Origin of the sequence: Streptomyces sp. NPDC048338, assembly GCF_043201055.1 — a bacterium.
Lineage (GTDB): Bacteria > Actinomycetota > Actinomycetes > Streptomycetales > Streptomycetaceae > Streptomyces.
Window position 1 is genome coordinate 246,367 of record NZ_JBICYQ010000002.1, and the last position, 20,327, is coordinate 266,693.

Genomic DNA, 20,327 nt, shown 5'->3' on the forward strand with positions numbered 1-20,327 from the left:
AGCCGGGCGCCGCCGCCGCTCCACGCTGCCGTCACCCCGGCCAGGGCGTCAGGGCGTCAGGGCGCCTGGCCGTCGGCGGGGAGGCCGAGCCGGGCGGCCACGGTGGTGAGCGCTGCTCCCAGGGGGAGTGCGACGCGGGTGAGGGCATGCCGGTCCCCGCGGGTCGGGTCGCGGTTGACGATCAGTACGGGCTTCCCGGCCTGGGCCGCCTCGCGGACGAACCGCAGCCCGGACATCACCGTCAGCGAGGAGCCCAGGACCAGGAGGGAGGCCGCCTCGCGGACCAGTCGGCGGCAGTGCTCGACCCGCGCGGGCGGGACGGCCTCGCCGAAGAACACCACGTCCGGTTTGAGAACGCCGCCGCAGACCAGGCAGGGCACGACGCGGAAGCCGCCGACCTGCTCGTCGGAGAGGTCGGCGTCGCCGTCCGGGTTGATTCCGGCCGCCACCGGCTCGAATCCCCGGTTGGCCTCCTCCAGCCGCTCCGCGAGTTCACGGCGCGGGCTGACGGCGCCGCAGGAAAGGCAGACGACCCGCCCCAGGCTGCCGTGCAGCTCCACGACGTCCTCGCTGCCCGCGGCCTGGTGCAGGCCGTCGACGTTCTGGGTGATGACACCCGACAGCAGACCGTGCCGCCCGAACGCGGCCACCGCCCGATGCCCGGCGTTCGGGCGGGCACGGCCGAAGGTGCGCCAGCCGAGATGGCTGCGCGCCCAGTAACGGCGCCTGGCCTGGGGGCCACCGGTGAAGTCCTGGTAGGTCATCGGGGTGTGCCGGCTCAGGCTGCCGCCCTCACCGCGGTAGTCGGGGATGCCCGACTCGGTGGAGAGCCCCGCTCCGCTCAGCACCAGCACCCCGCCGGCCGCCAGCGCATCGGCGACCGGACCCGGATCCGTGATGCCCGGCGGCAGGTCCTCGGTGGGGGTCCAGCTGAGAGTGGGACGCATCCTCATGCCGCCAGGGTACGAAACACCGGACCCGACCGCCGCCCCCCCCGCGGCGGCGTCTCGCCCACCTGCTCGCGGTCGCCGATGCGGCGGAGCGGGGCGACGCGGGAACGGGAAGAGCGAGTGTCACCGCAGGTGGCAGCCATGACAAGACACCCCCTAGCCTGTGGCTCGTGCAGCAGCCCCGTAGACGCGACCGGCGCCCCTCCCCGCGCGTGAGGGCGGCCTCGGCGCGCCCCCGGGTCGCGCCGCCCGTGCCGGTCGCCGGGGCCGATGTGCTGATCGTCGGCTACTTCTCCGCGAAGGAGAAGGACTTCGTCGCCCGCATGGACGCGGCGGCCGGGGAACTGGCGGCGCGGGGCGCACGGGTCGTCGGGCGGTTCGTGCAGCGGCGGGGGGTCTCGGCCGGCGGGGTGGGGAAGATGGCGCTGCCCTATTCCTCACGGACCGTGCTGGGGAGGGGAAAGGTACGGGAGGTGACCGCCGCCCGTGAAGCGGCCGCCGCTGACCTGGTCGTCTTCGTCCGCCCTTTGACCGGGTTCCAGCAAAGCGCGTTGTCGGAGATCTTCGGGTGTCCCGCCGTGAGCCTCTCCGAGATCCTCGTGGCCGATTGATCCTGGTCGCGACGCGCACACGCGTCGCGTCACATTCCCGGAGGCTGCGGCGTCTCATCACCGAGACTTCGTCCAGCAGCATCCAGAGGAGGCACCGCATGTCGGCAGCGGCGACAGCACACAACACGGAGGCGCTCAACCGGTTCCACTCCGCCGTGAACAGCGGCGATCCGAGCGTCGTGTCGAAGGCCATCGACGAGTTCGTCGCACCGGACGTGCGCTTCCACGCGCCGGTACCGATGGGCGCGACAGGCGCGGAGGCTCTGAAGCGGGTCTGGGACGTGCTCCTGAGCGCGTTTCCCGACATCCGTGTCACCCTCGAGGAGACGGTCGCGGAGGGAGACAAGGTCGTCGCCAGGAACACGGTGACGGGGACCCATCAGGGCGTCTACCAGGGCCTGGCGCCCACCGGAAGGTCCGTCAGCTACAACGAGATCTTCATCTTCCGCTTCGCCGAGGGGCGGATCGTCGAGATCCGCGGCGTCGTCGACGTCCTCACGCAGCTGCGCCAGCTCGGCGCCCTCCCCTCCTGACGAGCACCGGAAGGCCATGGACCGCCGCCGGAGGCGTTCACCACGACGGTGGGCGCCGGACGGCGGTCCGGCAGCGGATGTGAGCACGGCCCGGCGGCTGCGTCTCGGGTGCGGATTCCGGCGTCGGACTGCCCGAACAGCTCGGCTGAACCCCGGGCCCGGACGAGCGAAAGCCGCACCGGACGACCGGCCCCCGCGCCTCGGGAGCCCTCGTGGCTCAAGGGCTTGCGGGCCGGGGCGGCCTGGGAATGCTGTTTCCCTCCGGACTGCGGTCGGCGCCGTGTCCGGGTACGTGGAGATCGGCACGAGCGGAGTCCTGGAACCGCGCGCGGGCCACCCGGAACCGGTCGTAGGAAGCCTCCCAGCTCTCGGCAGTGGCAGGTACGAGGCCTTGCGCGCAGTCGGACAGCTCCCATGCCTGGATGCGCAGCCGGCGAGCCGCCTGTGCCGTCGGCGCGTCCCCCACGAGGTGCACGCGTTCGTATGCGAGGGCCACGTCACGGTCTGCCTCGGCGATGTGCCGGGCACCCTCGGCAGGCTCCACCGGCTGAGGCCCCCGCATCAGCCCTGTGGTTGCGGCGAGAGAACATGCGGCGGTCGCCAACCGGCCCACCGCCTGCCCGTACGTCTCGTAGGCGGAGAGACGAAGTTCCGTCCACCTGGCCTCCTGGTCGTTCCTGCGTCGTGCGCTCTCCGCCCGTGTCGAGGTCAGGAAGGAGATGAGCCCGCCCACACAGACGCCGGCCAGGGCTGCTGCCGAATCGGTCCACGCCATTCCGCTCTCCTCGCAGTCCGGTGGGTTCGAAGCATTCCCCCGTTCGGCCGTGGTTGCGCCTGCGCCCACTCGGCTACTTCGCTGTGCGCGTGGATGCGGGCGGCAGACGACGGATGTCCGAGCCGGGAGCGGGCATGGCGGCCAGGCGCCGGCGATCCGCTGAAACCGCGCTGCCGGTCGCCGAGTCGCCCGCGCGGCGCGGCCGGCGAGAGCGACCCCGGACCGCGACACCCCTTCTCACGCTGCCTGTTGTGCTCCTACACTCGAATGTAGTACTTCTTATACATGAGCGAGCAGGTTCACAACAGGTTGGCTGTGGTCCGCGCTGAGCGGAAGGTGTCGCGGCAGGCATTGGCCGAGGCGGTGGGTGTCCACTACCAGACCATCGGCTATATCGAGCGGGGCCAGTACAACCCCAGCCTGGACCTGGCGTTGAAGGTGGCCAGGTTCTTCGCGCTGCCGGTGGAGGCGTTGTTCTCCCTGGAGCCGTTCCAGCCGCTCACGGACGAGGTCTACGGGAGGAAGCAGTGATGACCACGACGCGCTACGACCGGCGGATGTACGCCGTGATGAACGACCGCCGGGCGGCCGCCTTCTATGCGACGAAGGGGCGCCGTCGGCTTCTGGTGGGGGCTCACATCGTGCTCACCGGCGTCGGGGTGGGCGCATGGATCGGCACGGTGTCCGCCTCGGGGCTCGGGCCGGCCGGGCTCCTCGCCGCGGTGCTGCTGCCCTGGGTCCTGCTGACCGGGATGCTCAACGGGTCCACCCGCGGGCTCCTCGAACTGCGCGGCCGCATGCTCGACGAGCGCCAGCTCGTCGAGCGCGACCGGGTGCGCGCCCTGGCCCATCGGATCACCCTGTGGCTGCTGGTGGCCGCCGCATGTGCGGCGGGCGGCTACGGCGTCCTGTCGGACGCGGAGCCGCGGGCGTCGGTGCTCCCGGTGCTGGTCGGGGTGCTCGCCCTGCACTGGATGATGCCGCTGTGGGTGGCGGGGCTGCGTGTCCAGGACGATCTGGCCGACGACTCAGACGACTCCGACGCCGAGGTGTAGGGCGGGCGGCTTCTGCGGGAGCAGGTGGGGGACTTCGGTGGCCCGTGGGGAACGGGCCGCCGAAGTCCGGCCCCGGCGCTGCGCGATCATGTGGCGGCGCCGACGCCTGGAGTCTAGGGTTTCGGCATGTTCAAGTCAGGGGTGGGGATTCTTGCGTTGTTCGGTTTCGGCTGGTGGCTTCTCGGTGCCAGCGCGTTCACGGGGGCGGTCTGGCTCGTCGCGGTCCTGGCCGGGGTCGCGGCCACGGTCGGCCTGCTGCTGACGGCCCGGCGCCTCTTCGACGGGTCGCGCCCGGACCCGCTCGCCGACAGCGGGCGGCGTCGTCGTTTCAATCAAGTCAACGGTCTCCAGTGGTTGTTGATCGCCGGCGTGGCCGTGGGCTGCTCCGCGGCGGGCGTGCCGGCTCTCATCCCGCCGCTGGTCGCGGTCGTCGTCGGGCTGCACTTCGTGCCCCTCGCGGCGACGTTCGAACAGCCTCGTCTGAAGGTCCCGGCGGGGCTGCTGGTCGCGGCGGGAGCCGCCGGGGCGGTCGTCCATCTCGCCGACGGCTCGGACACGTCCGTGCGGCTGGTGGTCGGCATGGGCGCCGCGCTGTCGCTCTGGGGCACGGCGACGGCGATGGTCCTGGGGATGCGGGCGAGCGGCGGGTCGCGTGCGGAAGCGGTCGGGAGCTGACGGACGCCGGTCAGGCGAGCAGATTCACGGCGCGCTGGAACAGGCCGGGGAAGCGGGCCGCCGCCGGGGTGATCAACGGGGCCAATCGAGGCCGGTTCCGGGCCCAGAGCAAGGACGTCGTCAGGAGACGGTAGGCGCGGGACAGGCGGCACCACGCGCGTTCGTACGCCTCAGGACGGTCTTCCCGCAGGCACCGCACCAGCGCGTCCGCCGAGGACAGGGCGAGGGTGAGTCCCTCGCCCGTCAGCGCGTCGACGTATCCGGCCGCGTCGCCGACGAAGAGCACCCGGCCGGCGACCCGGGAGCGGGCCTGCTGACGCAGCGGACCGGCGCCTCTGACCGGGGTCCCGTGGGCCGTGCCCATGTGGGAGAGCAGAACCGGGAAGTTCGCCAACTGGGCTTCGTAGGGGCCCTGGTGGGACGTGAGGAGGGCGACGCCGATCTGGCGTGGCCCGAGCGGCGTCACGTACGCCTCGCACTCGGCCGACCAGTGCACCTCCACCAGGTCGCTCCACGGCTCGACGGCGTAGTGCCGGCGCAGCCCGTATCGCGGTGGGTGCCGCCGGGCGTCCGGCCGCACCGTCAGGCCGAGCGCGCGGCGGGTGGGGGAGTGCAGCCCGTCCGCCGCCACCAGGTAGCGGGCGGTCATGCCGTCCGCGGAGACGTGCGTGTCGTGCTGGCTCACCTGCCGGACGCGATGGGGGACGACCGGAACACCGAGTTCGGCAGCGCGGGCGGTGAGCGCCTCGTGGAGCAGAGTGCGGCGGGCGCCGAGGCCGTGCCCGGTGCGGAAGACGGCTTCGGCGCGTCGGCTCCCGGTGGCGTCGACGTAGCGGATGCCCCGAAGGGCCTGACCGGCCACCTGCACGTCGAGCTCCCGGAGAGCGCGGACCGCCGCGGGCATGAGTCCCTCCCCGCAGGCCTTGTCGACGGGCGCCGGACGGGGCTCGGCGACCACGACGTCGAGACCGCACCGCACCGCGTGGATCGCGGTGGCCAGCCCCGCCGGACCGCCTCCGACGACGAGGAGGTCGATCACGGCGCGGCGCCGGGGACGGAGAGGGAACGTGACGGCGCCAGCGCCGAGTTCTCGCAGCGGATGCGTGTCGCCAGCAAGGCCGCGTTCAGGAGCGAGAACCCCAGGGCGGTGATCCACGCGGTGTGCACCAGGGGGAGGGCCACGCCCTCGACGACGACGGCCACGTAGTTGGGATGCCGGAGATACCGGTACGGGCCGGAGGTGACGAGCGGAAGGTCGGGGACGATCAGCACACGGGTGTGCCAGCGGGGGCCCAGGGTGCCGATGCACCACCAGCGCAGCCCTTGGGCGGCGAGGGCGAGAGCGAGGGCGGGCCAGCCGAGCAGCGGCAGGAAGGGCCGGTCGGCCACCCACGGCTCGACGAGGCAGCCGGCCAGCAGCGCGGTGTGCAGGGCGACCATGGTGGGGTAGTGCCCGGCCCCGTACTCGCGGGCACCGCGGGCTCGGCTCCAGGCGCCGTTGCGGCGGGCGACGGCGAGTTCCGCGAAGCGCTCGGCGATGACCAGGAGGATCAGTACGGCGTACGGCGTCATGCCACCCTCACCAGGTCAGGAGGACGAGTTCGGACGAGACACCGGGCCCGAGGGCGAGCATCAGCCCGGTCGTCCCGGGCGGCGGTTGTGCGAGCTGCGTGTCACGGAGGATCTGCAGCACCGAGGCGGAGGACAGGTTCCCGGTCGCGGCGAGGGCGCGGCGGCTCGTGGCGAGGGCCGCGTCCGGCAGGCCGAGTTCCTCGGCGAGCGCGTCCAGGATCCTGGGGCCGCCGGGGTGGACGATCCACGCCGCGACGTCCGAGGGCTTGAGGTCGTGCTCGGCGAGGAAGGACTCCACCTCCTCGCTCACATGAAGCCTGACGAGATCGGGGAGTTCCGGGCCCAGTACCAGGCTGAAGCCCCATTCGCCGACGTCCCAGCCGAGCAGGTGCTCGGTCCCGGGGTACAGGCGACTGCGCGTGGCCACGACCGTGGCTCCGGCGGCTCCGGCACCTTCGGCAACTCCGGTTGCTCCGCGGGTCGCCGGCGCGGCGGGAACGTCCGGAGCTGCGGCCGTGCCCGTCGGCGCACGGTGGCGGCCGCTGCCGGCGGCCACCAGCGCGGCGGCCCCGTCCCCGAAGAGACTGCCGGCCACCAGGTTCGCGATCGACATGTCCGCCCGCTGCAAGGTGAGCGAGCACAGCTCGGTGGACAGAAGCAGAGCGGTGCTGTGCGGCCGGCCGCCGAGGTGGTCGTGGACACGAGCAAGCCCGGCGGCGCCCCCCGAGCAGCCGAGCCCGAACAAGGGCATGCGCCTGACGTCGGGCCGCAGGCCGATCCGGGAGGCGAGACGGGCATCCAGGGAGGGCGTCGCGATCCCCGTGACGGTCGTCGAGACGACCAGGTCGACCTCTTCCGGGCGCACGCCCGCCTCGTCGAGCGCCTGCCGGGCCGCGTCGGCCCCCAGATCGGCGGCCAGTTCGACGAAGAGCCGATTGGTCTCGCCGAAGGTGCCGAGGTCGCGGTAGCGGTCCAGGGGCAGGGCGAGATGACGCGTCTCCACGCGGGCCGCCGCATGCAGCCGGCGCAGGAGGCCGCTGTCGGTCCCCGGCGGCAGGCTGGAGACCAGGTCGTCGGTGATCTCCTGCTGCAGGTAGCGGTGCGGAGGGAAGGCCGTGCTCACCGCGAGGACGCGCGTCATCGCTCCAACATAGGGACACGGCGCCGCCCACAGCCTGAACCCGGTCTTCGCGGGCGCGCCGTCCCCTCAGGGCGGTCCCGCGTTCCCCGGGTGCCGCGCGCGACGCCGGCGCCCGCGACACCCCCCGTCTTCTGGGCGGGCGGTGCCGTGCCCCCCACGCTTCGTTGCCGGATCGCCCGGGTACGCCTGGTACGAGGACGACCCGCCGCCTTGCGACACACCGCATCCGACGCCGCGCGCCGACCCACCGCGGATGACGGGCCGGCCCTTAACGTGGTGCGATGCCCGCCACCACCGATGAAGGACCCCACCACCGCACCGGGCATCCACCGGCGCCGACGCGCGTCGAAACGCGCCTCCTCGTAGCTCTTCTGAAGGCCAGTCATCCGGTGCCCGCGGCCGCGGTGACGGGCCTCACCGCGCTGCTGGCCTCCGCCGTCGGGCTGGGTGCCGCCGCCGGCCTCAAGGCGGTAGCCGCCGTGGCCGCGGGCCAGCTCTCGGTCGGCTGGTGCAACGACCGGGCCGACCTGCGCCGCGACCGGGCCGCCGGACGCCGGGACAAGCCGCTGGCGGTGGGGGCGCTGCGACCGGGCGTGGTGGGCACGGCGGCGTTCGTGGCCCTGCTCGCCTGCGTTCCGCTGTCGCTGGCCTGCGGGCTCCCGGCCGGCTCGGTGCATCTCGGCTGCGTCGCCGCCGCCTGGGCCTACAACCTGTGGCTCAAGCGCACGGTCCTGTCCTGGCTGCCGTACACCGTCGCCTTCGGCCTTCTCCCCGCCTTCGTGACGCTGGCCCTCCCGGGCCGGCCGTGGCCGCCCTGGTGGCTGACGGCGGCGGCGGCCCTGCTGGCCACCAGCGCCCACTTCGCCAACGTGCTGCCGGACATCGAGGACGACCTCGCGGGAGGTGTGCGCGGACTGCCGCAGCGACTCGGGCGGCGCGCCTCGGCGGCGTGGGCCGCCGTGACGGCGTTCGCCTCCTGCGTGGTGCTGGCGGTCGGGCCGACCGGATCCGTGCCCCTGAGCGGGGGAGTCCTGATCGGGACGACGCTGGTGCTCTGCCTGATCTCGGTGGCCGGCCCGCCCGCACTCTCCGGCGGACGCCTGCCGTTCGCCGCCATCATGGTCATGGCCGGAGCCGACGCCGTGCTCCTGCTGCTGGCCGGCGGCACGCACCCGGTCGGACCGGCCGGGCCGTGACCGAAGGAGGCGGACGAGGGGCCGGTGTCCGGTCCGTGCAGCCGCCGGTACGGGTCGGGCGCTGCGGGCCCACGGGTCGTCAGCGTCTTCAGCCGCCACTCAGCGGCGATCCCCAGGCGGGATCGTGCAGCGACCTGTCCGTCAGGCCGGTCAGCAGGTGCTCCGCCGTGGCGGAGGCGGTGTCCCGCGGCGCACCGGCCGACACGAGGGCGGCACAGAGCCGCGGCTTCGCGGACTCCGGCACCTCCGCATCGCCGAGCAGGGGGAGGAGCAACAGGAGCCGGGCGGGAGGGTCCTCGACGCCTTGGGTGACGGGGGACGGCGGGGTGTCCGCGATGCGAACCAGCTCGTCCCACGTCAGCCCGGTCCCCGGGTAGCCCCCATCCCGGCTCGCGACCTGCCCGGCGTCGCTCGGGCCCGGACCGGTGAGGAGGTGGTCGATGCCGTACTCGCCCGGCAGGTTGCGGCAGATCACCACAACTCCCGGACCGTGTTCGGTCGGTACCCGGAACACCGGCCAACGCTCCGGGTCGACGAGCACCTCGGACAGGGCATCGGTATCGGCAGCGTCATCGCCGAACCACTCCGGATCCGGGCGCGCGTCACCCGGTTCGTCGCCGTACACCTGCAGGAAGTAGCTCGACCAGAAGCCGGGCCGGGTCATCAGTGACTCGCCGGCGACGAGCGGCCCGTCCTCGTATTCCTCGATCAGCACCCCCGGATCCTGTCAGCCGCCCCTGACACGCTTCGATCCGGGAGCGGTGCGAGACTCCGCGGACAGGACCTCCCCGGACGACACCCCCTAGCTCCCGCCCGGCTCCACGGTCCACGGCCACGCGGCCTCCCGCTGGGCCTCGATGAGGCCGACCATGCGGAACGCGGCGTCCGAGAGGCCGCCGAAGGTGTGCCGGTGCCTGCCGGTCGGCGCGCTGGCCGGCCGGTACCCGGCCAGGTTCCACGTGTAGAGCGGGATGCGGGCCGGGACCGGTTCCTTCGGCCTGATGGGGTCGTAGGAGGCCGTCTGTTCGTCGGTGACGATCAGGACCCGGTCGTGCTCCCGGTAGTGCTTCCGCAGCGCCTTGCTGGTGTAGGTGCCGCCGAGACTGTGGAACCGTTTCAGCACCTCGAGTACGGGCTCCCCCGGCTCGAACGGCACCGTCGCGCTGCCCCAGCCGAACTCCACCAGGTCCGCCGCTTCGGCGCGCAGGGCGAGTGCCGTGCCGAACACGGCCGCCGCGTCCGCGCGGGTCAGTCGGGACCGTTCGGAGACGGTGTCCCAGAACATGGAGTCGGACCGGTCCACCAGGATCAGCGTCCGGCCGGGCAGCGCCGGTACGTTGGCCAGGGAGTGCCCCAACGCCTGTTCCAGCGCGGCTGTCCAGCGCTCCGACGGCGCGTGCCGGTGGGCGGCCAGGTACCGGAAGGGGAACTGCCGGGACCTGGCCACCTCGGAGGCGTCCGCGAGCCGTGCGGCGACCCCGGCCGCGACGTCGTCCGAGACTCCCGCCTCGTCGAAGTTCCGCAGGTTCCGCAGGAGCGCCATCGGCGCCATCGTCGGGATGACCGCCTCCCATGCGGCGGCGTCCATCGGTCCGTGCAGCCAGCCCGCCAGGGCTTCCCACGTCATGCCCGCCGCGGCCAGGCGTTCCGGGCCGTCCGGTCCGGTCACCAGCGCCCGCCGCTCGTCCGGGGCCGACTCCATCAGGGCGCGATGGGCGGTCAGCAGACGGTCGGAGACCGGCGGCACCGCGCGTTCCGGACGATGGCGGCGATCAAGTGCGTACCGGAAGAGCGGGCCCTGCCAGGGCTTGGCCGGGTCGGGGGAGGCGTGCACGAGGTTGAGCACGTCCCCGAAGCGGAAGGCCCGGGACGCGGTGTCGTACTTGAGCAGGGACCGGGACGTGTACAGCCGGCGTACGGCGTCGGCGACGCCCCGCTTCACCGGCTGCGGCACGTTCCGCCCGTACGCCGAGATCCAGTGGGCGAGCAGCTCGCCGGGCTCGTCGGCGCGCTGGAGCACCGAGTCGATCACGGTCCGGTTGGACGGGCCGAGGGACACCCCGGCGCGCAGCCGGGCCCGCACGTACGCCGCGGCGCCGACCAGGGACGCCGAGCGCATGTCGGCCTCGCTCCGAAGCCAGCGCAGCAGGCCGGCCGTCCATTCGGGTTCCCGGACGGCGAGTTCGCCGACGAGTCGGGCGTAGCGGTCGTCCCGCTCCTGGCCGCTCTCGTAGAAGGTCTGCTGGGAGACGAAGTTGCCGACCGCGAGGAGGAAGAGCTCCTCACGGGGTTCCCGGAAGACGGCCGGACCACCCGGGTAGGTGAGCGGAGCGGCACCGGCGGGCCCGCGAGGGAGGCGCCGTGCGGGTGGGGTCAGCGAACGGGCGGCCGCCGCGACATGCGGCGCCACGAGCATCTCGGACCATTCCTTGGAGACGCGTGGGGTGTGACGAGGCAGTGAATCCCCCCGGATCCGGACGATCGGACGGCCCCGGCCCACGAGCCCGCCGGGGCGAAGACGGCCGCGCCTGCCGAGATCAGAGGTGGCGGCGGCGTCACTTGGATGTCAGAGAGAAGTAGCCGCAGCCGGGCGCATCGGAGGCGCGGTCGCGACGCCAACGTACAAGGGGCACCGGACCGCGCACCAGCGATTATTCGGCGGGCCCGCTCTCAGGGCCGTCCGTCGTCCCCGGCGGGCGCACGACACCGGCTTCCGGCCCCGTCCGGGCCGGAGGCGGGGGAGACCTCGGGTACCCGGACGCGGAGGGGCCGAGGGCTCGGGCCGCGCGGAGAGCTACCGGTCCTGGCGGGATCCGGTTTCCAGTCGTACGGGCGCCGGCCGCGCGGCTCGGCGGTCCCAGTCGGCCCCGGGACCTGTGGCGGTGAGCGGGATGCCCAGGCTCTGACACATCCGCCGGGCCCGGGCGAGAGCGCTGAACGTGGCGGGTGACGGGACCGGGGAAGGGAGTTCGACGAGTACCTGATCGGGCCGGTGGGTGGCGACGAGGGCTTCGATCTCCAGGGCGGCCGCCGCCCGGGTGGTGATGTCGAGTTCCCGCAGGAGCGTCACCTGCAGGACACCGTCTGCGAGCGTGTGGTCGATGACCATGTATGCCTCCCGGACCGGCTCCCGGTACGCGGAGTGCGTACCTGACAGGCCAGGGGTCGAGTGTGACGAGAGGGGCCGACGGGAGCCAGCCGACGCGCTCATCGAGACCGAACTCCGGAGACCCGCGCCGACCGGTCCTGCCCGCCGGTCGGCCCGCCCCCGGCAGCCGGAGGTACGGCCGCTGCCGGAACCACCTACGAGGTCGCCTCGGCCGAGGCCTGCCCGGGCAGGCGGGGGTCTCCGCCGGCCTCTCGGACCGGGCCCGGCTCGGTGGTGGGCTCCGGTCCGGCGGCCGCCTCGACCAGGGCGAGAGGGACGTCCAGGCCTTCGCACCTCCTCTTCGCCCGCGCGATCGCGCTCAGCGTGGCCAGGGACGGCGGGGTGCTGGTCAGCTCGATGACGACGCGGGCGGGCCGGTAGGCGGCGATCAGCGCCTCGATCTGCAGCGCCGCCGCCGCACGGTTGGTGATGTCGAGGTTCCGGTGCAGCGTGATTCGCAGCGCACCGTCATGGGCATCGTGGCTGAGCAGCATCGGCGTCCCCTCCCGGGCCGAACGTACTGGCTGTCCGCCTGTGCCCGTATCGAAGGGGCGTGAAACGGCAGGTCAAGCCGTTCCGAGCCGCACTGCCGATTCCCCGGGCGGGATTCCTTCCAGCCCCTTCACGGGCGTCATCGCGCGTCACGGCGGCCTCCCTGGCCGCAGGCGATTTCACGTCCGCCCCCGGCCGCCCGGTCACGACGGCAGCGGCTGCTCCGCCCAGATGGTCTTGCCCTCGAGCCCGTGGCGGCTTCCCCACCGAGCGGCGATCTGGGCGACGAGGAACAGGCCACGGCCCCCTTCGTCGGTGATACGGGCGCGCCGCAGCCGCGGCTGCGTGTTGCTGGGATCGCTGACCTCGCAGATCAGCGAGGTGTCGCGGATCAGACGCAACCCCACGGGGCCCTTCGTGTAGCGGATGGCGTTGGTGACGAGCTCGCTGACGATCAGTTCGGTGGTGAAGCCCATGTCGTCGAGTCCCCAGGCCGACAGCTGTTCCGTGACGGCGGCGCGGGCGCCGGCGACGGCCGCCGGATCGGTGGGGAACTCCCACTGGGCGACCGCGTCGGCGGGCAGGGGCGCGGTGCGGGCCAGCAGCAGAGCGGTGTCGTCGCGCGCCGCATGGGGACGGTCCGAGGCGACGAGAGCACTCCCCAGGATGTGCAGCGGGCGCGTGGGGTCGTGCGGTGGTGACAGCCGGGCGACGACGTCGCTCACCTCGCCCCCGCAGCGCTCGATGAGACCGTCGGTGAACAGCGCGAGGAGGCTGCCCGGCGGTACGTCGACCGTGGTCGTCTCGAACGGCATTCCCCCGACGCCGAGCGGTGGTCCGGGGAGGAGCGGCACGGCGTCCGCCGTGCCGTCCGGGAGCACGAGGACGGGCGGAGGATGTCCCGCGGCGGCCACCGTGCACTGGCCGGCGACCGGGTCGTGCAGCACCACCAGGCACGTGGCGCCGACCGCGTCGCGCTGCCCGGGCTCCGCCTCGGCCGCCAACCGGACCACGAGGTCGTCGAGATGCGTGAGCAGCTCGTCCGGAGGGAGTTCGAGGTCGGCCAGCGTGTGGACGGCCGTGCGCAGCCTTCCCATGGTCGCGCTGGCGTGGAGCCCGTGGCCGGCGACGTCCCCGACGACGAGGGCCGTGCGCAGCGAGGGCAGGGCGATGGCGTCGTACCAGTCACCGCCGATCTCGGCGCCCCCGGAGGCCGGCAGGTAGTGGCCGGCCGTCTCCAGCACCGTGGTGCGGGTGACGGCCTGAGGGAGCAGGTGCTCCTGCAGTGCCACCGCGGCACGGTGCTCGCGGGTGTAGCGACGTGCGTTGTCCACCGCCAGCGCGGCGTGCGAGGCGACCTCGGACAGCAGGTCGATGTCCCGCTGGTCGAACGGCCCGGGACGCTCGGTGCGCCAGACCCCGGCGACGCCCAGCACCAGGCCCCGGGCGAAGAGCGGCGCGACGGCCAGCGAGTGCCCCTTCTCCGGGGCCGCGGCGCGCACGAAGTCGGGATCGGCCAGACCGCGCTCCAGGGTCGCCCGGTCGACGGTGATGGCGCGCCCCTGCTGGAGCAGGCGCACCAGGGGGCGGTCGGGTAGCGCCGGGATGCTCGCCCCGGGCTGCAGGAGCTCCGGCGCCCAGGGCACGTCCCCGGGAGACACGGCGGCGCGGCGCAGGTGCAGGTCGCCGCCACCGAAGGTCTTGGACGGTTCGTCGCCGTTCAGGACGTCCTCCGCCAGGTCCACCCAGGCGAGGTCGCCGAAGGCGGGCACCAGCACGTCGGCGATGTCCTGAGCCGTCTTGACGATGTCCAGGGACCGTCCGACCGTGCTGGACATCCGATGGCGCAGCTCCAGCCGGTGTGCGGCCTGGAACTGCTCCGTGGCGTCGGTGAGGAGGACGACGACCCCGTCGGGGCGGCCGCCTTCGTCCTCCAGCCGCACGGCGGAGACGGAGAAGTCCCACTCCGCCGAAGGGGTGGCGAGGGAGCGTACGCGCTGCTTGCGGTTGACCACCGGATCGCCGGTCTCCAGCACTTCGCGCAGCGACGCCTCCGCCTTCGCGGCGTCCTCGGCGTGCATGACGTCCGCGAGCCGGGTGCCCGTCCGGTACGGCACCTCGCCGAACAGGCCGGGTGTGCGGTTCGTCAGCACGACGGCCAGGTCCGTGTCCCGCAGGACGACACCGATGGCGTCCTGGGCCAGCAGCGCGCGCAGCAGCGTGGTGCCGTGCCGTACGTCCGCGGCCCGGTCGGCGGGCACGGCCAGGGCGACGAAGCGATCGGGTGACGCCGTGGGCAGCACGCGGTACTCCACGTCGACATCGCCCGTTCCGCCGCTGAGCCGCACCGTGCCGTCGAGGGGAAGGCCGCCGGCTTCCGGGAGGCCGCGAGGAAGCCCGGCCGGGTCGGCCACCAGGCGCAGGACCGAGCGCCCCCGTACCTCCCCGGCCGCACGGGCCAGGAGGCGTGAGGCGGCGTCGGACCAGGACACCACGACTCCCCGGGCGTCGATCAGCGCGGTGGCGACGTCGCCGAGAGGACCGTCGTCCCGAGGGGAGGTCGAGCGCATGGAAGGATCACCGCCCGGTCGAGGCTGCAACGCTCTCATTATGGTGCTTCGTGCCTGTGCAGGCCTTTTCGCGTACTTCTCCCTTTCACCGTGCGGCGGACGCGTCTCGCCGCGCGGCGGACGTGGCGGGGCCGGACGGGCGCCGCCGGACGGTCGTGGGGCCGGGCCGAGCCGTGTGTCGGCGGGGCGCGCGTACGGGCGGCCGTGCACCGGACGTGTACGCCCCGCCATCATGGCGGGGACGACAGCGGCATCCTGGGAGGGAAAAGGTGGGCGCAGCGGCCCTGGCACTGGTGGCTGCCGTTCTCGGTGGCCTCGTCTCGCTGGTCTCCGTGTGGTTCACGCAGCGCTCCGCACGGCGCCTGCGGGAACTGGAACTGGAGCACACGGAGCGCCACAGGCGAGAGGACCGGGATCGCGATCGGCAGGACCGGCTGCTGGCGGAACGGCAGGCCGGATACATCCGGTTCAGCGCGGCCGTACGGACCGTGCGGGATGTGCTTGCAGCGTGCACGTATGACCTCCGGCGCTCCGGGACCCTGGAGGACGCGCGCCGCGCCGACCTTGCCGAACGGTGGGAGGCGTTCGTGGTCCAGCACGCCGAGGCTCACATTCTCGTCTCCCACGACGTCCTCGAAGCCGTGGGCCGGGTCAACGCCGCCGTGCGCCGGATCTACGGCCTGGTGCAGCGCCTGGACACCGGACCACGCGGGCCGGAGATCACGATGGAGGAACTGCAGCGACGGCTGGACGAGTTGTGGGAGCCGCTGGAGTTCCTGCGTGAGGCCATGCGCACCGACCTGGGGCTCGCCGACTCCGCCGACGGCGATCCTGTGTGACGCCCGCGCCCTGCCTCGGCGGAACTGCCGCCCGGCGGTTCCACCGAGTCCCCGCACCGGCTTCCCTCGTTCCGGGTCCGGCGCCCCTCAGGCGCCCCGGCCGGCGGTGCGGTTCCGGCGGCGGGAGCGGGTGCCGCCCTGCGCGGGATCCGTGGAGAGCCGGAACGTGACGGCGACGTGGGCGCCGCCCAGGGGGCCGCGGGTGATGCGGACGGAGCCGCGGGCGGCGAGGGCCGCGCGGCGGGCGATGTCGAGGCCGAGTCCGGAGGAGCCCGTGCTGCCGCCGCGGGCCAGGGCGCCGTCCGGGTCCGCGATGCCGGGACCGGCGTCGTGGACGACGAGTTCCACGGTGTGCGCGGTGCGGTGCACGGAGATCTCCAGGGCCGTGCCCCACGGGGAGTAGCGGAAGACATTGCCCACGAGTGCGTCCACGACCGCCGTGATGTCCGATTCCGGCAGGCAGACGGGAGTCGTCTCGTCGGTGATGTGCAGGTGGCAGGGGCGCTCCTGCTGGTCGGCGAGCACGGCCCAGAACGCCGCCCGCCGGCGGACGACGTCGGCGACCTCGCAGCGTTCCGTACCCGGGCGGGGCCCGTCGGGGGAGTCCTCCCCGCGCAGTACCCGGCCCAGCGGCCCGACGGCCAGCGGCGTGCGGGCCTCCGCGATGATCGCGCTGAGTTCCTTCTCCAGTTCGGCGACGGCCGCGTGGATGCGACCGGTGTCGGCGCTCGGCGTGATCCGCTCGACCGCCAGATGCAGCGCGGTCAGCGGGGTCCGCAGCCGATGGGACAGGTCGGCGACCAGTTCGCGTTCCACCGCGAGCAGGTCCGTCATCCGGTCGGCCATGGTGTTGAAGGCCGTACCGGCTTCCTTGAGTTCGGGGGGACCCTTGGGCTGGACGCGGGTGTCGAGGTTGCCCGAGCCGAGCCTGCGGGATGCCTCGGCCAGCCGCTTGGCGGCGGTCACGACGGCCGAGCCCAGTCGGTCGGCGACGAGTACGGACCCGGCGAGCAGCACCAGGGCCAGGCCGGCCATGACGCTCCACGACAGGGCGACGCCGCGGGTCAGCTCGTCGTCGGGCACGAAGTTCTCCACCACCGCCACCCGGTCCTGGGGCAGGATCACCGGCTGCAGGTAGATCCAGCCGCCGGGGACGTCCCGCGAGATGGACTCGCGTTCGTCCTCGGCCCGGCCGAGCAGGTCCGGCGGGGCGTGCCCCGCGCCGCCGACCGTGCTGTGGTCCGGCAGATGGATGACCATGTGCTCGGCGGCCCGCAGCCCGGCCCCGGCCTCGCGCAGTTCGGCCGCGTCGGTGGTGAGCGCCAGGATCGGGGCCATCGCCGCGGCGCTCTGCTCGGCCGCGGTGATGCTCTGCTCGCGGGCGAGCGACATCACCAGCAGCCCCAGCGGTATCAAGAACGACAGGGCGACCATCGACGTGACCGCCAGGGCCACTCCGGCCAGGGAGCGCCTCACCGCGCGGGACCGCCCGCTTCGCGCGGTGTTCGGGGACGTCGGGTCACGGGTACAGCGCTCCAACGGGTGAGCCGCGCCGTCTGCGGTGCGGGCGGTCTGGGGGTGGGGTGCCCTGGCGGGCTCCGACGGGCGTCCGGCACGGGTTCCAGCCGCGGGGCGGCCGCCGCGCGCTGCCCCGGAGGAGGCGGCCGCGAACCGTCAGCCGGCGTCGAACGAAAGGCCGTCCTCGCTGGTGAGCAGGGGTACGGCCCGGTCGGCCACGGGGATCGTACACCCCTCGGTCGAACTGCAGCTCGCATAGCCGACCAGCACGTTCGCCCTGCCCGGCGCGGTCGCGCGGATCGGCAGCGTGACCGTGACGGGGCCGTCCGGATACACGGGAACGGCGCCGCGCACCCCCGGCACCTCGATGGTCCTGACGGGTGCGTCCACGGCCGGCTCGCCGGCGGCGGCGACCGTGCCGCTGGTGCGCAGCTCGGTGGGGCGCCCCACCCCGTCGATGCCGTCCGCGGGAAGGGCCGTGCTGTACAGGTGGAAGCCGGCGTCGTCGGGGGTGAAGGTGGCGACCAGGGTGCCGGCGGACGCCTTCCAGTCGGAGACGCTCAGCCGGACGGTGACACCGTTCTCGTTGAACTCGGTGACCGCGGCGGGGCGCTGTGCCTGAGCCTCCTGCCCGCATCCGGTGAGCGAGGCGGCCGAAAGGACCGCGGCCGCGGCCCAGGCCAGGCGGACCCGCGCGGTGCGGCGGGCCCGGGTGTCGGGGTGGACCCGGGTGTTCGGGTGGGCCGGAGCTTCGTATCGTGTCATGTCGTGCTTCGTCCTTCTCTCGTGCCAGGGGGTGCGTGTCGGGGTGCGCCCGTGCCGACCGGGGGCGGTCGCCCGCCTACAGACCTGCGCTCGTGCCGTCCACCCGTACCTGCAGGGCGTAGACGAGGTCGGACCACAGCCCGGTGACCAGCAGGACACCGACCAGGACCAGCAGGGCGCCGCCGCCCCGCATGACGGCCTGGTGGTGGCTCCTGACCCAGCGGAACGCGCCCAGGGCCCGCCGGAACGCCAGCGCGGTGAACAGGAACGGCGCACCGAGGCCGAGGCAGTAACAGACCATCAGCAGGGCGCCTCGCCCCGCGCTGGCCTCGTTCCAGGCCAGCGCCTGGACGGCGGCCAGGGTCGGCCCGATGCACGGGGTCCAGCCCACGCCGAACACGATGCCCAGCAGGGGCGCGCCGGCCAGACCGAGGGCGGGCCGGCGCCGGCTGCGCAGCTCCCGCTGGGTGAAGCCGGGCAGCCAGCCCGCGAAGGCCAGGCCCATGGCGATCGTGAACAGGCCGAGGACCAGGGTGATGGTGTCCTGGTGGGCGAGGAGGTTGCGCCCCACGTATCCGAAGAGGGCGCCGCCGGACACGAGGACGCTGCTGAAGCCGAGGACGAACAGGGCGGCTCCGGCGACCATCCGGCCGCGCCTGCCGCCGTCCGCCTCGGCGAGGTCGGCCACCGACAGGCTGGTGACGTAGCTGAGGTAGCCCGGCACCAGTGGCAGGACGCAGGGCGAGAGGAACGACACCAGGCCCGCGGCCGCGGCCACCGGCACGGCCAGCAGCAGCGTGCCCGACACCGTGCCGGCGTCCACACCGGCGGCGAGCGCGGTCCACCCGGGGCCGGTCACGGCGCCTCCTCGGCGACGCGGGTCACCAGCGGCTCCAGCTGCGCGCGGGTGACCGGTCCGGAGACGGCGGCCGCGATCCGGCCCTGCCGGTCGACGACGAGAGTGGAGGGGATCGCCTGGGGGTTGAGCAGCGCCGGCGGGTAGGCCAGGAGGAGCTTCCCGTCGGGATCGTGGATGCTCGGGTAGTGCAGGCCGTACGTCCTCTCGAATCCCACGGCGGGCCCGGTCGACCGGTCGCGGACGTTGACGCCCACCAGGCGCACGCCCCGGGACTCCAGGGCGCCGCGCAGTGCCTCCAGTTCGGGGGCCTCCGCACGGCAGGGGGCGCACCAGGAGCCCCAAACGTTGAGGACGACGACCTTGCCGCGGTACGAGCGCAGGGCCAGGTCCCGGCCGGCCAGGTCGCGGCCGGCGGTGTCGGGGGCCGGCGGGCGTTCGGCCGCGGGCAGGACGGTCGCGGTCGCGGCGGTACCGGCGGCACTGGCCGCCGCGGCCGGTCCGGCGCCCGGGCCGACGGTCCCGGTCGAGTCGGCCCCGCCGCAACCGGTGATCACGACGGGCAGGAGGAGCAGGGCGGCCGCCGCGCGTCCGCGGCGCCCGGCCGCCATCAGGCCCACTTCCGCAGGAACGCGCCGAGGCCGGCGGCGGTGAGGTCCGGGTTCCCGGTCGAGTGGGTCTCCGTCACGACGTTCCCGTTGCCGTCCAGGACGACCAGCACCGGCATCTTGTACGCGCCCTGGCCGGAGCAGTAGTCGCGCAGCAGGTCGAAGGCGCCGGAGTCCTGACTGCCGATGTCGACCTTGACGACGTGGTACGAGGCGTCGAGCAGGGCGCCCACGTCACGCGTGGCGAAGACCTTGTCCGCGGCCTTGCAGTTGCCGCACCAGTTGGCGCCGAAGTCGATCAGCACCTTCTTCCCGTCGGCCTTGGCCGCGGCGACCGCCGCCTTGACGGCCCCGCGCGCGTCGGCGCCGGTCGGGTAGCCGGAGGAGAAGCCCGAGGAGCCGGATCCCGAACCGCCCTTCGTGGCGGCCGGCTCGGCGGACTCGGCGGGTCTCGCCGTTCTGGCCGGGCGTGCTGCCGCCGTTCTCGCGGCGGCGCTCTTGCCGGCGGGGGAGGAGGCGGCCGGGCGGGACGTGGGGGAGGCGGAGGCGGGGGAGGGCGTGCCGGCCGAAGCGGTCGTGGGTCCGGGGTCGGTGGGGCTCTGCTCGGTGGGCGCGTCCGGGACCGATGCAACCGAGACGCTCTGCGCGTCGTCGCCCTGCGAGCCGCCGACGCCCCAGGCGGTGGCCACCGCCGCGGTCGCGACCGAGAGGGAGACGGCGGAGAGTCGGGCGAGTCCCTGTATGCCAGCGGTGCGTGGACGCCGGTGTGCGGCCATGGCGAATCAACCCCTTGTGTCGGTGAGGTCTCCGGGGCCTGGAGGCGGCCGGTGCCGGAGCGGGGCCAGGACGCCGCCCGGCGCCATGTCCACCGGGGCCGGAGTGATCGTCCTGACCGACCGTGAGCATAGGGGCGGCGAACCCGCCTGGAGCCGTCCTGATGCCGGCCATCAGAGACGCTTAAGGAACTGCTCAGGTTGCGGGCGACGGACGCCCAGGAGCCGGTGCGGGCCGGCGAGGACGCGG

22 protein-coding genes are annotated in these 20,327 nt (G+C 73.8%); 7 read left to right on the forward strand and 15 right to left on the reverse strand.

All coding sequences use genetic code 11. From position 1 onward, the window contains the following. Positions 1–56: 56 nt before the first annotated feature. Complete coding sequence (locus ACGFZF_RS05625; protein WP_393551234.1) at positions 57–953, reverse strand: NAD-dependent protein deacetylase; 897 nt, start codon at positions 951–953, stop codon at positions 57–59. Between the two features lie 248 nt (positions 954–1,201). On the opposite strand from ACGFZF_RS05625, the gene ACGFZF_RS05630 reads away from it, so the two are divergent. Together ACGFZF_RS05630 and ACGFZF_RS05635 are read left to right on the forward strand one after the other, a co-directional pair. Beyond that, positions 1,202–1,561, forward strand: coding sequence for a hypothetical protein (locus ACGFZF_RS05630; RefSeq protein WP_393551235.1), 360 nt, complete (start codon positions 1,202–1,204; stop codon positions 1,559–1,561). Between the two features lie 98 nt (positions 1,562–1,659). After that, positions 1,660–2,094 carry an ester cyclase gene (locus tag ACGFZF_RS05635; protein ID WP_393551236.1) on the forward strand — a complete coding sequence of 145 codons (435 nt, stop codon included), beginning with the start codon at positions 1,660–1,662 and terminating at the stop codon, positions 2,092–2,094. Between the two features lie 217 nt (positions 2,095–2,311). Here the strand turns inward: ACGFZF_RS05635 and ACGFZF_RS05640 are convergent, their stop codons facing one another. Next, positions 2,312–2,869, reverse strand: a complete 558-nt coding sequence (locus ACGFZF_RS05640) for a hypothetical protein (protein ID WP_393551237.1) — start codon at positions 2,867–2,869, stop codon at positions 2,312–2,314. Positions 2,870–3,154: 285 nt separating this feature from the next. Between ACGFZF_RS05640 and ACGFZF_RS05645 the strand changes: the two genes are divergently transcribed. The 3 genes from ACGFZF_RS05645 (at position 3,155) to ACGFZF_RS05655 (ending at position 4,599) form a co-directional block, all read left to right on the forward strand. Beyond that, positions 3,155–3,400, forward strand: coding sequence for a helix-turn-helix transcriptional regulator (locus ACGFZF_RS05645; protein ID WP_147981539.1), 246 nt, complete (start codon positions 3,155–3,157; stop codon positions 3,398–3,400). Further along, positions 3,400–3,924 carry a hypothetical protein gene (locus ACGFZF_RS05650; protein WP_393551238.1) on the forward strand — a complete coding sequence of 175 codons (525 nt, stop codon included), beginning with the start codon at positions 3,400–3,402 and terminating at the stop codon, positions 3,922–3,924. The genes ACGFZF_RS05645 and ACGFZF_RS05650 overlap by 1 nt, the downstream gene beginning before the upstream one ends. A gap of 126 nt (positions 3,925–4,050) precedes the next feature. Then, positions 4,051–4,599: a hypothetical protein gene (locus ACGFZF_RS05655; protein ID WP_393551239.1), complete on the forward strand. Its 549-nt coding sequence runs from the start codon at positions 4,051–4,053 to the stop codon at positions 4,597–4,599. Positions 4,600–4,609: 10 nt separating this feature from the next. On the opposite strand, the gene ACGFZF_RS05660 is transcribed toward ACGFZF_RS05655, so the two are convergent. From ACGFZF_RS05660 to ACGFZF_RS05670, 3 genes are read right to left on the reverse strand one after another with little or no spacing between them, the layout of a single operon-like run. Continuing rightward, the gene (locus ACGFZF_RS05660) at positions 4,610–5,638 is read right to left on the reverse strand and encodes an NAD(P)/FAD-dependent oxidoreductase (protein ID WP_393551240.1); all 1,029 of its coding nucleotides are present in this window, start codon (positions 5,636–5,638) and stop codon (positions 4,610–4,612) included. Then, positions 5,635–6,171 (reverse strand): isoprenylcysteine carboxyl methyltransferase family protein, encoded by a 537-nt coding sequence (locus tag ACGFZF_RS05665; protein ID WP_393551241.1) that lies wholly within the window; start codon positions 6,169–6,171, stop codon positions 5,635–5,637. The genes ACGFZF_RS05660 and ACGFZF_RS05665 overlap by 4 nt, the downstream gene beginning before the upstream one ends. Positions 6,172–6,178: 7 nt before the next feature. Beyond that, positions 6,179–7,312, reverse strand: a complete 1,134-nt coding sequence (locus ACGFZF_RS05670) for a type III polyketide synthase (protein WP_393551242.1) — start codon at positions 7,310–7,312, stop codon at positions 6,179–6,181. 281 nt (positions 7,313–7,593) lie between these two features. Between ACGFZF_RS05670 and ACGFZF_RS05675 the strand changes: the two genes are divergently transcribed. Beyond that, positions 7,594–8,508 carry a UbiA family prenyltransferase gene (locus tag ACGFZF_RS05675; RefSeq protein ID WP_393551243.1) on the forward strand — a complete coding sequence of 305 codons (915 nt, stop codon included), beginning with the start codon at positions 7,594–7,596 and terminating at the stop codon, positions 8,506–8,508. A gap of 88 nt (positions 8,509–8,596) precedes the next feature. On the opposite strand, the gene ACGFZF_RS05680 is transcribed toward ACGFZF_RS05675, so the two are convergent. From ACGFZF_RS05680 to ACGFZF_RS05700, 5 genes are all read right to left on the reverse strand, one after another. After that, entirely contained in the window at positions 8,597–9,223 is a 627-nt protein-coding gene (locus ACGFZF_RS05680) for a hypothetical protein (protein ID WP_393551244.1), read from the reverse strand. A gap of 87 nt (positions 9,224–9,310) precedes the next feature. Next, positions 9,311–10,924 carry a TROVE domain-containing protein gene (locus ACGFZF_RS05685; protein WP_393551245.1) on the reverse strand — a complete coding sequence of 538 codons (1,614 nt, stop codon included), beginning with the start codon at positions 10,922–10,924 and terminating at the stop codon, positions 9,311–9,313. Positions 10,925–11,302: 378 nt separating this feature from the next. Next, the gene (locus tag ACGFZF_RS05690; protein ID WP_393551246.1) at positions 11,303–11,617 is read right to left on the reverse strand and encodes a hypothetical protein; all 315 of its coding nucleotides are present in this window, start codon (positions 11,615–11,617) and stop codon (positions 11,303–11,305) included. Between the two features lie 194 nt (positions 11,618–11,811). After that, the gene (locus tag ACGFZF_RS05695; RefSeq protein WP_393551247.1) at positions 11,812–12,150 is read right to left on the reverse strand and encodes a hypothetical protein; all 339 of its coding nucleotides are present in this window, start codon (positions 12,148–12,150) and stop codon (positions 11,812–11,814) included. A gap of 201 nt (positions 12,151–12,351) precedes the next feature. After that, a complete protein-coding gene (locus tag ACGFZF_RS05700) occupies positions 12,352–14,718 on the reverse strand; it encodes a SpoIIE family protein phosphatase (RefSeq protein ID WP_393551248.1) in 2,367 nt (788 codons plus the stop codon). Between the two features lie 269 nt (positions 14,719–14,987). On the opposite strand from ACGFZF_RS05700, the gene ACGFZF_RS05705 reads away from it, so the two are divergent. Further along, positions 14,988–15,557: a hypothetical protein gene (locus ACGFZF_RS05705; RefSeq protein WP_393551249.1), complete on the forward strand. Its 570-nt coding sequence runs from the start codon at positions 14,988–14,990 to the stop codon at positions 15,555–15,557. Positions 15,558–15,644: 87 nt separating this feature from the next. On the opposite strand, the gene ACGFZF_RS05710 is transcribed toward ACGFZF_RS05705, so the two are convergent. The 5 genes from ACGFZF_RS05710 to ACGFZF_RS05730 form a co-directional block, all read right to left on the reverse strand. Continuing rightward, positions 15,645–17,033, reverse strand: a complete 1,389-nt coding sequence (locus ACGFZF_RS05710; protein WP_393551250.1) for an ATP-binding protein — start codon at positions 17,031–17,033, stop codon at positions 15,645–15,647. 198 nt (positions 17,034–17,231) lie between these two features. Next, on the reverse strand, positions 17,232–17,840 hold the full coding sequence (locus ACGFZF_RS05715) for a hypothetical protein (RefSeq protein WP_393551251.1): 609 nt from the start codon (positions 17,838–17,840) through the stop codon (positions 17,232–17,234). Between the two features lie 76 nt (positions 17,841–17,916). Continuing rightward, complete coding sequence (locus ACGFZF_RS05720) at positions 17,917–18,699, reverse strand: cytochrome c biogenesis CcdA family protein (RefSeq protein WP_393551252.1); 783 nt, start codon at positions 18,697–18,699, stop codon at positions 17,917–17,919. Continuing rightward, on the reverse strand, positions 18,696–19,307 hold the full coding sequence (locus ACGFZF_RS05725) for a TlpA family protein disulfide reductase (RefSeq protein ID WP_393551253.1): 612 nt from the start codon (positions 19,305–19,307) through the stop codon (positions 18,696–18,698). The genes ACGFZF_RS05720 and ACGFZF_RS05725 overlap by 4 nt, the downstream gene beginning before the upstream one ends. Next, a complete protein-coding gene (locus tag ACGFZF_RS05730) occupies positions 19,307–20,080 on the reverse strand; it encodes a thioredoxin family protein (protein WP_393551254.1) in 774 nt (257 codons plus the stop codon). The genes ACGFZF_RS05725 and ACGFZF_RS05730 overlap by 1 nt, the downstream gene beginning before the upstream one ends. Positions 20,081–20,327 lie beyond the last annotated feature (247 nt).